This window comes from Spirosoma aerophilum, from assembly GCF_054782495.1.
On record NZ_BAAGSJ010000013.1, the window covers coordinates 1772185 to 1786681 of the forward strand.

Genomic DNA, 14497 nt, shown 5'->3' on the forward strand with positions numbered 1-14497 from the left:
CAACGTTTATGAAAGCTCTTCTTCGTTTTTTTCCTTCGGCTCTGGTAGCAGTGGTTTTGACTCTATTTATGACAAGTTGCGCAGCCATCGGCGACATTTTCAAAGCTGGTGCGTATACGGGTATTATCGGCGTAATTGTTGTTCTTGGTGTTGTAATCTGGATCGTGTCCAAGCTGTTTGGTGGCGGTGGACGTAACGTATAAACCATATTTTTCTGAAAACATAAAAGCCGAACCCTTACGAGTTCGGCTTTTATGTTTTCAAATATTTACCTTTTAGGCCACCAGTTCCAGCAGGTTATCGCGCTGTAAAACAGCCCGCTGGCGTTCGCTTAGATCATCGGATGCTTTCATCAACGGCAACCGAACTTCGGCCGAGATCAGTCCCATAATCTCAAGAATATTTTTTACCCCAACCGGATTTCCTTCTTCGTAAAGAAGGGGGTCGATACGCAGGAAATGACTAAGCTCTTTGCGGGAAAAAGCAAAATCACCCTGTAAAGCGGCTTCGATCAATGCCGTAAATTTAGCTGGGAACGCATTGGCAATAACCGACATAACCCCTACCCCGCCAATGCTGATGATGGGAACAGCCTGTACATCATCGCCGGAGATGAGCAGGAAGTCTTCGGGCTTGTCACGGGCAATTTCCATGCATTGCTCAATCACACAGGAAGCTTCTTTAACACCAATGATATTTGGGTGCTGTGCCAGTTCACAAATCGTTTCGGCACTCATATTGATGCCCGTCCGAAAGGGAATATTGTACAGAATAACGGGTACAGGACTGGCATCGGCCACGCGGGTAAAGTGCTCGATCACCCCTCGTTTTCCAGGTTTGTTATAATAAGGACAAACCGAAAGAATCGCATCCACCCCCTCGAAATCAATGTCTTTCATGCCCGAAACCACATCGGCGGTAACATTACCCCCTACCCCAAAAACAATGGGAAGGTTTTTCGGATTGTTTTCCTTCAGGTATTGCAGTAACTGTCCCTTCTCCTGTTTAGTCACCGTTGGCGATTCGCCGGTTGTGCCCTGCAGGACAATGTAACGAACGCCCCCATCGGAGATGTGCCGGACGATGCGGCCGAAGCCATCGAAATCAATAGAAAAGTCGGCATTGAAGGGCGTCACAATGGCGACGCCAACGCCGTGAAATTTGGTATCCATTTGTGGAAACAGGAATATAGAAGGGCAAAGTTACGGGAATTTATGCTGGAAATCTTTTAAGATAATAAGTTCTCTTCATACAACCTTTTCCAGTAACGGCGGATCTATAAAGAAACATTCGATTTTATGCGACCATTGCTGCTGCTAGCCCTATTATTTAGCCTTCTCGGGTGCTCAAAAGATTCTGTATTACCAGATATAGATAGCACTGAACTAATAGTAACCAATCAGCCAACCTGGATAAAGGAACCCCTCAACGAAGAATATATAATCCAGTTTCCGGCCAGTTACGAAGGCAATGGAATGGTCGGCTTTGAAGGTCCCACATTCAGTAAAAACAGGTCGGACAGGAAAGTAACATTTTCTTATTTTTTTTGCGGCCCATTGATGTGCAACTCCTACGGCCCGACTCTTTTATCACCCAATTCTTCGATCTTGTATCCCCCCTCTGTAACGGTAGCCAGCAGGTTATTGGATCGGTCGGTTGCGATCAGACAGGATGACCTGTTACAGGCTGTCTTCTATTTTACGACAGAAGGCAAAGGCTTGCTCTACCTGAGAAGTAAAAAAAGTGGGTTGTTCATGCAGTCTTTGACCGTTGACTATACCTATGACCTACACTCGGAAGTATTGGGCATTTTGCAGACCATCCGTCCCCGATCATAAACCGGCATTTCCAACCCACTTACTTCCTAAACCACCAGCATCGCCATAAACTCATCCTCTCCAATCATAGGGACATTTAGTTTCTTCGCTTTTTCGATCTTCGATGGTCCCGCATTTTCGCCCACAATGAGGTAATTCAATTTCTTGGAAATACCGCTCAGCAGTCGACCACCATTGGCTTCGATGCGGGATTCGAGTTCTTCGCGACTGAAGTTGGCAAAGGTACCGGTATACAAAAATGTTTTACCCGTAAGGGAGTCGCCTTCCTGCTCCACTACTTTTTTCTCCCCCACAAACTGTAAGCCTGCCCCCCGAAGTCCTTCAACAAACTCCCGGTTAGCTTCATCCGAAAACCAGGCCACTACACTCTCGGCAATACGTGGACCGGTATCAGGCACCGCCAGTAATGCTTCGACACCGGCGTTCATGATGGCATCCATCGACCCGAAATAATCGACCAGTTTTTCGGCCGTTGTGTTACCGACATAGCGTATACCCAGCGCAAACAAGACATTGGCGAGGGGTTGTGCCTTGGAGCGTTCGATAGCCGTCAGAATATTTTCGACCGTTTTTTCCCGAAAGCTGACAATTCGTTTTTTGCCCGTATCCTCATCTAGAAATATTTTCTCAATGCCCAGCAAATCACTGGTCGTCAGTTTATACAGATCCGCCGGTGTCTGCACCAAACCCCGATCGATAAGTAACTCGATCTTCCCTTCGCCCAGGCTTTCGATATTCATAGCCCGGCGTTGGATGAAATGCTCAAAACGGGCCTGTCGCTGGGGTGGACAGCCGCGTTCATTGGGGCAGTAAAAGTTCGCTTCCCCTTCTTTTCGAATCAGGGGAGTTTCACAGGCCGGACAAGTGCTTGGGTAAACGATGGGTTGACTCTGATCTGTACGACGATTGAGATCGACACCCGTAATCTTGGGAATGATCTCTCCCCCTTTCTCAACAAAAACAGTATCGTGCAACCGGATGCCAAGACGCTCTATTTCATTGGCATTGTGCAATGACGCCCGCTTCACGATGGTTCCAGCCAGGAGGACAGGCGTAAGCAAAGCCACCGGCGTAACGGCCCCGGTGCGCCCTACCTGATACTGAATTCCGTTCAGCGAGGTACTAGCCGCCTGAGCCTTGTATTTAAAGGCAATTGCCCATCGTGGACTTTTGGCGGTATACCCTAAATCGCGTTGTTGATCGTATCGGTTTACTTTAATAACGATACCATCCGTATTAAGCGGCAAGTCGAAGCGTTTGGCTTCCCAATCGCTGATGTATAGCATTACGGCTCGAATATCAGCGCATTTCCGCCAAGTGGGCGAGACATTGAAACCCCATTCTTTTAGGGCAATCAGACTCTCTTCGTGGGTATCAAACACATCTGCGTCCGACAAAAATGAATACAAAAAACAGTCGAGACGGCGTTTGGCCACTGCGGCCGAATCCTGTTGTTTAAACGTTCCGGAGGCTGCATTTCGAGGGTTGGCCAGCAACGCTTCGCCGATATCCTCCCGTTCTTTATTGATCCGGTCGAACTCAGCAAGCGGCAAAAAACCTTCCCCCCGTACTTCGAATAATGCAGGGACCCCAGTGCCCCCTACCCGCAGCGGTACGGTACGAATAGTCTTGATGTTATTGGTAATATCATCACCCCGAACACCATCGCCCCGCGTGGCTCCCTGCACCAGCACCCCGTTTTCATACGTTAAGCTGAGGGCTACTCCATCGAATTTGAGTTCACAGATATATTCATAAGCTTGTCCATTCAGTCCTTTCTGCACTCGTTTGTCGAATTCCACGAGGTCTTCTTCTGAATAGGTATTCCCTAGTGAAAGCATTGGAAACCGGTGATAGACCGTTTTGAATTCTTTGCTGATGGTACCACCAACCCGGGCCGTTGGTGAGTCAGGCTGCCGAAAATCAGGGTATTGTGTTTCCAGACTGGTCAATTCAGCCAGTAGTTTATCGAATGTAAAATCATCAACGTCCGAAACACTGTTCTGGTAATACTGATGATTATAATAATTCAGGAGTTTGGTTAACTCGGCAATACGTTCCTCAGGATTCATAATTCACGTCTCAATCGTTCGATAGTAAGCGCCCTGGACAGGGCTATTTTTTTTATAGGTACCAATGCCTCAAAACTTGATAAGTTCTAAACGGGCAACATCGGTTTTGTTTCTTCGTTCTTCCAAAAAAAGGTACTTTTACGGGATAAAAAAAAGTTTGTTAGCAGGAATCCTCAAAGAACTTACCGTTTTCAGGATAGCCTTCATACGAATATTTAACTCCAGACGATAATTACCTTTCCGTTTTATGACACAGCCTCTCATTGCGCCCTCGTTGCTGGCTGCTGACTTTGCCAATGTACAGCGTGACCTGGAATTGGTTAATCGAAGCGAGGCTGATTATCTTCATTTCGATGTGATGGATGGTCTGTTTGTCCCAAACATCTCGTTCGGCTTTCCTCTTCTCAAAGCGGTCAAAAAGCACTGTCAAAAACCAATTGACGTGCATTTAATGATTGTCGACCCGGATCGCTATCTGGACGATTTTGCCCGGGGCGGAGCCTCTATTATTCATGTTCACTACGAAGCCTGCACCCACCTTCACCGAACCCTGAGCCGTATTCGTGAGCTGGGTTGCCAGGCGGGTGTGGCCTTGAACCCTCATACCCCCATTAGCGGACTGGTCGATGTGCTGAACCAAATTGATGTGATTTTGATCATGTCTGTCAATCCGGGTTTTGGCGGTCAATCGTTTATACCGCATACAATTCAAAAAATTGCAGCATTGAAACAGTTGCTGGTAGCAAACCAATCTAATGCCCTTATTGAAGTTGATGGTGGCGTCAGTATGGATAATGCGCAGGAGTTGCTGAACGCCGGAACCGATATGCTTGTGGCAGGAAGTTCAGTTTTCGGTGCAAAAGACCCAATTGAAGCCATTCATCAGTTAAAAAATAGTCGCCAGCCGATGGTGGCCTAATATTTTCCGTAACGCTTAATCTAATTGACTTGAAGTCCACTTCATGAAGAATTCGTACCTGACCGTTTTGTTAAGTGCGTTGTTACTGACAACGGCTTGTCGCAATACACAAACCAATCAAGCTGAAACCGTACCAACTGATACCACTGCTCTGGGCGCTCCCCCTACGCCTGAGTGGGCAAAAAATGCGACGATTTACGAGGTAAATACCCGTCAGTTTTCGCAGGACGGCAACTTTAAAGCTGTCGAAGCCCAATTGCCCCGGCTAAAAGAATTAGGCGTTGATATAGTTTGGCTTATGCCGATCTACCCGATTAGCCAAAAAAATAAAAAAGGTGAACTGGGTAGCCCCTACGCTATAGCCGACTACAAGCAAGTCAATCCTGCCTATGGTACATTAGAGGATTTCAAATCGCTCGTGAACCGGGCTCATGCACTGGGGTTACGCGTTCTGCTGGACTGGGTGCCCAATCACACGGGGTGGGATCATGTGTGGATAGCTCAACACCCCGACTGGTACACGAAGGTGAACGGAAAAATGACGACTCCAATTGACCCTAAAACCGGAAAAGCCACTGACTGGAGCGACGTTGTTGACCTGGATTATGGCAATCCCGATATGCGCAAAGGAATGATCGACGCGATGCAGTATTGGGTAAAAGAGTGCGATATTGACGGTTATCGGTGTGATGTGGCTGGGTTTGTCCCCAATGATTTCTGGGCAGAACTCAGGCCACAGCTCGATAAAATCAAAACTGTATTTATGTTGTCAGAATGGGAAGACGAACCGGATCAGTTTAAGAGCTGCTTTAACATGAATTATGGATGGAGCATGCATACAATGATGAAGGCCGTTGCCAAAGGTGCCCGGACGGCCGATAAAATTGATTCGTTGCGGGAAGCCAATCAAAAACGATTCCCTGCCTGGTATTACCAGATGATGTTTACGCAAAACCATGACGAAAACACACACAATGGTACACTAACCGAACTATTTGGCCCAGGGGCTGATGCCTTTGTTGTCCTGAGCAGTACACTGGAGGGAATGCCATTGGTGTATAATGGCATGGAAGCGAACCTCAACAAACGCCTGGCCTTTTTCCAGAAAGACACCATCGTTTGGGGAAGTTATGCCAAAAAGGATTTTTATAAAGCCCTACTAACGCTCAAGCATCGTAACCGCGCCCTTTGGAATGGTAAGGCGGGTGGCAGGGCGATTAAAATTCCGACCGATCACGACGATAAAGTGTATGCGTTTTATCGGCAGCGCGATAATGACCGAGTCACGGTTGTGCTTAATCTTAGCGACAAACCCCAAACCGTGCGTTTAGGTGGAGATGGCTATACGGGCACTTATACGGACATATTCAGTCATCAATCTGTTGAGGTAAAGCCCGAAATGATCGTTTCCCTAAAGCCCTGGGAATACCGGCTTATGACCAATTAAGTATCGTTTAGGCTTACCAAAACGTTACCTATTCATTCTCCTACCCTCTCCCATTTGTCAAGTATTGCTTTTTTCAACAGACTTTGATTCCTATATTAGGGCTTATAGAGCGTTTTATAGTATGCATACGCGACGTAACCTTTTCTTTGCCAGTCTTTTACTTATTTCATTAACCGGTGTTGCACAATCAAATGAAGCAGGACCGGCCGGGATTCGTCAGTCAGACCCAAAGCAGCCAGACAGTAAATCTGAATCTCAACGGCAATCCACCAGTTCGGTTCAGTGGGCGAGCCGAGTCGTTGGTGTTTCATCTGAGAAAAAGGGGGATGTATTCGGCGATCAATATAAAGCCTCTCAGGCGTTAGGACGCCCGAGTAAACTACCCGAATTGGGGGAGAGCCCGTGCGCATGGGCCCCTTTTTATGCCGATGGCACTGCCGATGAATGGATACAGGTTGGTTTTGCCCGGCCAATGCGTGCCCGTCAGATCGTCATTGCGGAAAATGTAAATCCCGGCTCTGTCGTGCGGGTGATCGTCGTTGATGGCAAAGGCACGGAACACACGGTGTATGAAGCCACTCATATTCAGCCCCGCACTGACCCACTCCTGCGTATTTTCCCCAAGGATTCGGCCCTGGTTTGTCAGCAGATAAAAGTCGTCATGAATGGTGCTGCCCTGAAAGGACTGAATCAAATTGACGCCATTGGCATTTCAGAAGTGGTAAAGCCCGTTTCTGTCAGCATTATCATTTCCAAAGACACACCGAAGGAGATAAAAAAGGAGAACCTCGGCAAAACGGTCAATTCGCAGGGCCAGGAAGTAGCGCCTGTAATATCGCCTGATGGACGAACCCTTTATTTCACGCGGAATTTCAACAAAGCGAACCTAGGCTCATCGGATCGGCAGGATGTCTGGTATTCTACTCTCGAATCGGGTGTTGGTGGCAACCCATCCGGCTGGAGTGAGGCTGTTAACATAGGTGCTCCTATCAATAACACCGGCGACAACGCGATTAGTGGCATGGCCGCAGACGGCCGAACCGCTTACCTGATTAACGTATACCGCCCCGATGGAGGCATGTCGTTCGGCATCTCAAAATCCATCCACACCAAAGCGGGCTGGTCGCAGCCAATTGAGTGCAAAATTGCCAACAACTACAATTTGCACGAAAAGAACCAGCTGGAGTTTTGCGTATCACCCGATGGAAAAGCCATTATTCTGGCCGTTCAGCGAAAAGATACGCGGGGCGACCGTGACTTGTATGTGTCTGTACAAAAACCCGATAACAGCTGGACAGAGCCCGTGTCTTTGGGTGGTGTGATTAACACGGCTGACTTCGAAAGTTCGCCTTTTCTGGCTGCCGACGCGCGTACACTCTATTTTACATCGGGAGGGCATCCTGGATACGGAAATGGGGACATATTCGTGTCACGACGGCTCGATGACTCCTGGGGCAACTGGAGTGAGCCCGAGAATCTGGGACCCGCCATCAACACAGTAGAATGGGATGGCTACTTTACCATTCCGGCCTCCGGCGATTATGCTTACCTAAGTTCGCGGGCGGGTTCGCTGGGTGAAGATGACATATTCAGGCTGAAACTGTATCCGGCAATCAAGCCAGATCCGGTTGCCATTATTACGGGCATTGTGCTCGATTCGAAGAGCAAAAAACCGGTTGCCTCGGAGGTGGTCTCGAATCTATTTGGCGACGAGAAGCCAATCGATAAAGTGGAGTATAACCCGGAGTCCGGTGAGTTTAAACTAATATTGCCAACCCAGAAAACCTACAGTCTGACAGCGAGAAAGGAAGGGTATTTTCCCACCACTGAAACCATCGACCTCAGTAAAGACAAACGTTTCAGAGATATTCGCAAGAGCTTGTTCCTGGTAAAAATAGAGCCGGGGCAAAAGATCACGATGCGGGAAGTTCTGTTTCAGCAAAGCCAGTTTGCGCTGTTGCCGGGTGCTGATACGGAACTGGACCGGGTAGTCGATATGCTTGGCAAATACCCGGCGATGGAGTTACTGGTGGAAGGTCATACCGATAACCAGGGTGAGTGGGAGTTGAATATGAAGCTGGCGGAAGATCGGGTTCATGTTGTTAAAGAGTACCTGCAGGGTAAGGGAATTGCCCCCGAACGGATTCAAACAAAGGCATGGGGACCCAGCAAACCGATTGCCAGTAACGAAACCGAAGAAAAGCGGAAACTGAACCGACGGGTAGAATTCACCATCCTGAAATTGTAAAACCAACAGGTAGTGGCTTACCTTTGTGCCTAAATGGCGCATTCACTCACCACCCACCGCATGACGAACGATAGTCGTTCTGGTTTATTTGCCCAGCTAAGTTCTCCACGCTTACTGCTTTTTCTGATTCTGATTCTGGCGCTTGGCCTTCGGCTTTATAAATCAAGCATACATGGCCTCTATCTGGACGAGAAATTCACCGTCCTCAACATGTCGGGGGCAGCGCTGGAAGGATTTAACCAGCACGATGTTTTCTTTACACCGGGCAAGACCTACTTTACCCCAAAAGAGTTCTGGAAAGAGAAACACCTGTCTGACTACATTCGGTGCATTATACAAAACGACATAGGCAACAGTCCGTCGCACTATGCCTTACTTTGGGTCTGGATACAATTCTTCGGAAACAGTGACCTATCGGTCCGAATGCCCTCCATCATTTTCAGTACACTTATCGTTGGCCTTGTTTTCATGATGGTCAAACGGTATCTGAGATCCGAACCGCTAGCCCTCCTTTGTGCGTTTATCGCGGCTATCGAGCCCTTTTTCATTGCCTACAGCCATATGGCACGCAATTACTGCATGACCATTTTTTTAACCATGCTGGGCACTTACTTTTTCCTGAGGATTCTCGACAAACGGGCAGAAGGCAAACAACCCATCGGGCTATACATAGGGTATGGATTGTGGTTTGCCCTCGCAACGCTGGGTCATTACCTGGCCGTTACTATTTTCATGTGTCACGGCATTTACCTGCTGATATTTAACCGGGACATTAAAACATACATCGGTCTGGGATTAAGCTATATTGGTGGTACAGTTAGCCTGATTCTTCCCTGGTTTGTCTTTGGTGGAGGTAAATATACCTTCCAGACTCTGGCCTATCAGGCTCAGTTGTATGGAAAACTTGCCTATACGAATCCATATAATAATGGATTCAACATCATCTTACCCGCTACTATTGCCAACGTCACCAAAAAATCCATTCCTCTATGGGCGGATTTAATGATGTTCTCCAATGGATTATCCTCTGAGATACTGGCTTTTCGGAACATGATCATTGCGCTGGCATTCGGTTGCATTGCCGTTTTTATCGTCCACCGGTTTGGTCGGAGCAAAACGGTTCCCGGCTGGGTTGGTGTTGCAGTTCCTTTATTGCTCGTGATTGGTTTTGCGGTCTATACTATTTTTTCAGCCCGGTTGATCGTTACGGCTGCTGTACCGCTTTTCTATTATTTGCTGTATCAGGCCTGCGTGAGCTACCGAAATCATTCAGATCGACGCTTTCTCTTCCTGGTTGGTTTAATGACTACATTTCCAACCCTGTTCATCATCGGGATTGCGTTCAAAAACGATCACACCTATGGTCTCATGCAGCGTTATTCAGGTTTTTCATTTCCATACGCTGTTATACTGGTTGGGCTGACGATACGGCAGGTGTTTCGCCAACCGACGTATTTACGGCTGACGCTGGTAGCGGTTTTACTGCTCCAGAGTTATTACATTATTGACCTGCTTTACCGAATCTATGAAGATCAGGCTCCCAAGTATACCTACTACGGGCGTTACCGTATAGCCAACCCATATAACACGGCTGCCAATCGAATCAAGCAGCTTTACGCACCGGGCGACACCGTTCTTTATCCATCCCCCCGCACAGCCCCCCGCGATGAAGTAGAAAATACGTATACCACTCACTCGATAATTGATGCGCAGTACACGAACGTGTATTTGCCTAAAGATGCGATGTACTACCAGCGGATGGATACAACACAAACCGACAGCATCATTCTGATAAAGGGTCCAACAGGAAAGCGCATCACTATCTTTGATTTTGAAGGTACCAAATACCGATACTAATCGTGACCACTGAAAAGCCAACAGCAAACAATGCACCCCGCACCTATACGCAATCAGCAGACCGCTGGTGGAAACGTAGCGTTGCCTGGTTGCTGCTTGCGCTCCCGATCCTGATTTTTGGGCTGTTGTGGTACAGGTATGCCATAAACATCCCTAAATGGGATGATCACGCCCTGCGCGCTTTTCTGTATTATTTCGATCAGGAACCGACCTTGACAGGAAAGTTCTATCAGCTTTTCAGGCAGCACAACGAGCACCGGATTGTTTATGACCGAATTGTAACGGCAATTGATTACCGGTTGGCAGGAACGCTAAACTACGTCCATTTGATGTTGGTTGGCAACCTGAGCCTTGTTGGTTTACTGGCTGTCTTTATGTCTGCTCTGCGCTACTCAAGACAAGACTTGTCGGCTATTCAATGCGTGTTTTACTCGATACCCGTGGCCTGGCTGCTGTTTAATCTATCGCAGTGGGAAAACATGTATTGGGGTATGGCTGCATTACAGAACTTCTCGGTTGTTTTATGGGTGATAGCCGCGTTCTATTTTTTAAGTTATACCCGACATTGGAAACTGGCATTCGTGGCCGGTGTACTAGCCACACTAACCAGTGGTAATGGAATGATGGTATGGCCGTTAGGCGCTATGATTCTGGTTATTCGGTGGCCAGCTTATTTTTCCAGAAACCATAAACACGCTTATTATCCCTTGCTTGGCTGGGTTATCGGGGCGGTTGTTGTGGTTGGTTTATACTTTACGGGCTTCGAAAAACCGGAAGGTGTAAAGTATGTTAAACCGGGCGTTATTGATCTGACAAAAGGCTGGCTCGCCGTTATGGGAGCATCTGCCGAAGCGATTCCCGGCAACTTTCCACTTCGAAACAGTATGCTGCTTGGCGGACTGATGGTTCTGCTAACGCTGGGCATTTCGGGCTGGGGACTGTTCACAAATCGTTTGTTATTGTTGAAACTGTTCCGACGCCTGACGGCACCTAAAGCCAACTCGCTTGCCGCCGATCAGGTCGTTCCGTCGCTAACTCTCTTTTTCTGGAGTTGCGCAGCATTTATTCTGGGAACGGCCGCAGTAGTAGCCTGGGCTCGAACTGGAGCAGGTATCGACTTATTGATCACCAGTCGGTATAAAATGTATTCATTAACGGGCCTGGCACTTTTATACATAGTCGTTACGGCCAATTTACCCCGGCAGATAGTCGGTTGGTGGGCAGCTGGCAGCCTGATTGCCAGTGTTATGTTTGCCGGACTTTCCTATTTCGCTTTTCTGGACGAGGTCATCTGGTGGCGGCACTGGAATACGACCAATCAATTTAACTCGACCCATTCCACCAACAGCCCCACCGCATTATCCGACCCCGTTACGCAACACTATACTCCGCCAACCTCTGTGTTCTACGATCAAGCTCTATCTGTTCTTTACGGCCCGGCAAACCAGGCTGCCATTATCCTTGAGCTCAAAAAAACAGATGGCAGCTATAGCCTACAAAACACCACGCTACCCCCCAGAGGCCTTGGTGATGCAGGGGCCTATGTACTGGCCCGTTCATCCAAACGAACATACATGTTTCCGGTACGGCAAAATCAGCAGTCCATGTTAGCGGCTGGTTTTAATCCGAATAATTTGTTGATCAATGGATTTAACTCGAGTATCTTACCCAATCAAATGGAGGCCGGGATGTATCAACTCTTCGTTGTAACTGTTTCGGAAAACGGCGACTGTGTCCTTCATCCGACCAATCAACGCATCACCTCAACGGGTCCATCCGGGGCCGAAGAAGCCAAAAACTGGTAAAATCCATTCATCATCGTCATATAGTTAATCAGATAGTCCGTTGGTTCCTAATCAAAATCACTCGCCCACTTCGTCAAGTCCATCCATGGTACCAACGACTGCGTCTGTTCGTTCTACGTTGAATCATTTTCAACAGTTAGACGGCATCCGGTTTGTAGCCGTTGGTATGGTATTGTTTGATCACTGGATGGTAGGGCGGGTTGATGGGTTGCCGCTGGGGGCGCTGGGGGTTACAATTTTCTTTGTCTTAAGCGGTTTTCTCATTACCCGCATTCTTTTATCAAGCAAAGACAAATTAAGCAATCAGCCAAATGGTGGACTGGGGAAGTATCTGAAAACGTTTTACATCCGCCGAACCATTCGGATTTTCCCCATTTACTACCTGACGTTATTCATTCTCTACCTAATCAACGAACCACCCGTTCGCCGAACGATTGGCTGGCTGGCGCTATATGCTACGAACATTTATATTGCCACTCATCAAACGTGGATGGGTACTGTCGATCATTTATGGTCGCTGGCGGTTGAGGAGCAGGTTTACCTGATTTTTCCGCTCCTACTCTTTTTTATTCCCCGCCGGGCGGTGCCAATTACTGCCATCCTGATGATTATTGGCAGTGTGGGGCTGCGGTATGTGTTGTACCGTAGCCGGTTACCCTGGTTCATCGAATATGTCTCAACGCCTACCTGTCTCGATTCATTTGGCTTAGGTGCCCTGATGGCCTACGGATGGCTTTACCGACGCGAGTGGCTAATAAAGGTATTCACCTCGGCGGCAGGTGTATGGATCAGCCTATTCATATTTGCCGCTTCAGTTTATCTTAACAACTGGATTTCGCTCGACTCGCCGAGGGGATACCACAATATTGTTTCTGAAGTCTGGGAACGACTGACCGCTTCCGTATTTGGTTTTTTTCTGATTGGCCATGCCTTGATTGGCTTCAAAGGGCTAATGAAATGGCTGCTGGAACATCCCGTCAGTCAGTACATGGGACGAATCAGTTATGGCCTTTACCTTTTTCACAACTTCGTCTTTAATGTTTTTCATACCCAGCCTACGCACTTTACGGTTAGAGCCTGGAACCGGTTGTCGGGTATGATGCCCTTTTTGACAAGTTCCTATTTCTTTCAGTTTTCATTTTATCTGGCCCTAACGGTTACGTTGGCTACGATATCCTGGTTTTTAATTGAAAAGCCGATCAATAATTTAAAAGATCGATTCTCGTATTGATCACATCTTGTCTCAACGTAGTCGACGAATAAAACAGTTTGGCCGCTCCCTAAGGTACTAACCAGATTGGCAATTAACCCGGTAACAATTCCCTATATTTGTAAGTCTTTATGATACAAGTAACGACGATTCGGGGATTCCAGGTACTGTAGAAAATCGGCTCCCCATTCACTGTGTTGCTCACAATCCGTGTTGATTGTCTATTAATAAGTATCCATTATCTACCAAAGTATGAGTCTCCTGCTGTCAATTGTAATGCCGGCTTACAACGAAGAAGAAGTTATCGAAACTGTTGTCAAGCAGTGGACTGATTTGTTGACCCGCCAGTTTCCTGCTGAAAATACCCGTCTCATTGTTGTTAATGACGGTTCTCGCGATAAAACAGGAGCCATATTAGACCAGATTAAACATCGGTATCCCAAGCTCATGGTTGTTCATCAGCCCAACGGTGGTCATGGCAACGCCGTGGTGAACGGGTATCGGCAGGCCGTTGCCCTGGACTCAGCCTATGTCTTTCAAACCGATAGTGATGATCAGTTCATTGCGGATGACTTCGGCAAGCTTTGGGACAAACGGGAGGAGTCGCCTTTTATTCTGGGATATCGTGAAGAACGATATGATGCTCCCGCCCGGCTGTTAATTACTAAAATCCTGCGGTTAAGCATTGCGTTCATCTATGGAACGTACATCATGGATAGTAATATTCCTTTCCGACTGATCCGCGGTACCTTTCTTCGTAAACTGCTGGCCCAATTACCTACGCCAACGCCGTTTGCACCCAATATTTTTCTGGCTGTTATGGCCAAAAAAGCAGGGTTCAACACGTTTGATATTCCCATTACCCACAAGGAACGCCTGACCGGTACAGTTTCCATTTTAAAATGGAAACTCTTAAAAGTGTGCATTCAAAGTTTCAAAGAGTTAGCTCAATTCAGGTTTGAACTGAGCGGCAAAGTGAAAGCCCTAAAAAAACCGGAGCCGGTAACCGCTTAACCGCGATGTATGGTACAGGATATATGATACAGCCTATCGAAATATCAATAGCCTATTTCACACATCCTGCATCACGTATCTACTAGT

11 protein-coding genes are annotated in these 14497 nt (G+C 47.5%); 9 read left to right on the top strand and 2 right to left on the bottom strand.

Features of this window, described 5'->3' with window-relative positions; translation table 11 throughout:
• Positions 1 to 8 precede the first annotated feature (8 nt).
• Complete coding sequence (locus ACYVK4_RS18755) at positions 9 to 203, top strand: hypothetical protein (RefSeq protein WP_461129054.1); 195 nt, start codon at positions 9 to 11, stop codon at positions 201 to 203.
• A gap of 72 nt (positions 204 to 275) precedes the next feature.
• Here ACYVK4_RS18755 and dapA read toward each other — a convergent pair whose 3' ends face one another.
• The gene (gene dapA, locus ACYVK4_RS18760; RefSeq protein WP_461129055.1) at positions 276 to 1172 is read right to left on the bottom strand and encodes a 4-hydroxy-tetrahydrodipicolinate synthase; all 897 of its coding nucleotides are present in this window, start codon (positions 1170 to 1172) and stop codon (positions 276 to 278) included.
• A 435-nt stretch (positions 1173 to 1607) separates the two neighbouring features.
• Here dapA and ACYVK4_RS18765 point away from each other — a divergent pair, with 435 nt between their 5' ends.
• A complete protein-coding gene (locus ACYVK4_RS18765) occupies positions 1608 to 1838 on the top strand; it encodes a hypothetical protein (RefSeq protein ID WP_461129056.1) in 231 nt (76 codons plus the stop codon).
• 26 nt (positions 1839 to 1864) lie between these two features.
• Here the strand turns inward: ACYVK4_RS18765 and ligA are convergent, their stop codons facing one another.
• On the bottom strand, positions 1865 to 3910 hold the full coding sequence (ligA, locus tag ACYVK4_RS18770) for an NAD-dependent DNA ligase LigA (protein WP_461129057.1): 2046 nt from the start codon (positions 3908 to 3910) through the stop codon (positions 1865 to 1867).
• A 247-nt stretch (positions 3911 to 4157) separates the two neighbouring features.
• Between ligA and rpe the strand changes: the two genes are divergently transcribed.
• The 7 genes from rpe to ACYVK4_RS18805 all read left to right on the top strand — a co-directional run bounded on the left by rpe (position 4158) and on the right by ACYVK4_RS18805 (position 14410).
• Positions 4158 to 4829 (top strand): ribulose-phosphate 3-epimerase, encoded by a 672-nt coding sequence (rpe, locus tag ACYVK4_RS18775; protein WP_461129058.1) that lies wholly within the window; start codon positions 4158 to 4160, stop codon positions 4827 to 4829.
• A gap of 43 nt (positions 4830 to 4872) precedes the next feature.
• A complete protein-coding gene (locus ACYVK4_RS18780; protein ID WP_461129059.1) occupies positions 4873 to 6276 on the top strand; it encodes an alpha-amylase family glycosyl hydrolase in 1404 nt (467 codons plus the stop codon).
• A gap of 121 nt (positions 6277 to 6397) precedes the next feature.
• Positions 6398 to 8524 carry an OmpA family protein gene (locus ACYVK4_RS18785; RefSeq protein ID WP_461129060.1) on the top strand — a complete coding sequence of 709 codons (2127 nt, stop codon included), beginning with the start codon at positions 6398 to 6400 and terminating at the stop codon, positions 8522 to 8524.
• Positions 8525 to 8557: 33 nt separating this feature from the next.
• Positions 8558 to 10381: a glycosyltransferase family 39 protein gene (locus ACYVK4_RS18790; RefSeq protein WP_461129061.1), complete on the top strand. Its 1824-nt coding sequence runs from the start codon at positions 8558 to 8560 to the stop codon at positions 10379 to 10381.
• 2 nt (positions 10382 to 10383) lie between these two features.
• Positions 10384 to 12186 (top strand): hypothetical protein, encoded by a 1803-nt coding sequence (locus ACYVK4_RS18795; RefSeq protein WP_461129062.1) that lies wholly within the window; start codon positions 10384 to 10386, stop codon positions 12184 to 12186.
• Between the two features lie 85 nt (positions 12187 to 12271).
• On the top strand, positions 12272 to 13417 hold the full coding sequence (locus ACYVK4_RS18800) for an acyltransferase family protein (protein ID WP_461129063.1): 1146 nt from the start codon (positions 12272 to 12274) through the stop codon (positions 13415 to 13417).
• A gap of 231 nt (positions 13418 to 13648) precedes the next feature.
• On the top strand, positions 13649 to 14410 hold the full coding sequence (locus tag ACYVK4_RS18805; protein ID WP_461129064.1) for a glycosyltransferase family 2 protein: 762 nt from the start codon (positions 13649 to 13651) through the stop codon (positions 14408 to 14410).
• The last annotated feature ends 87 nt before the right edge of the window (positions 14411 to 14497 follow it).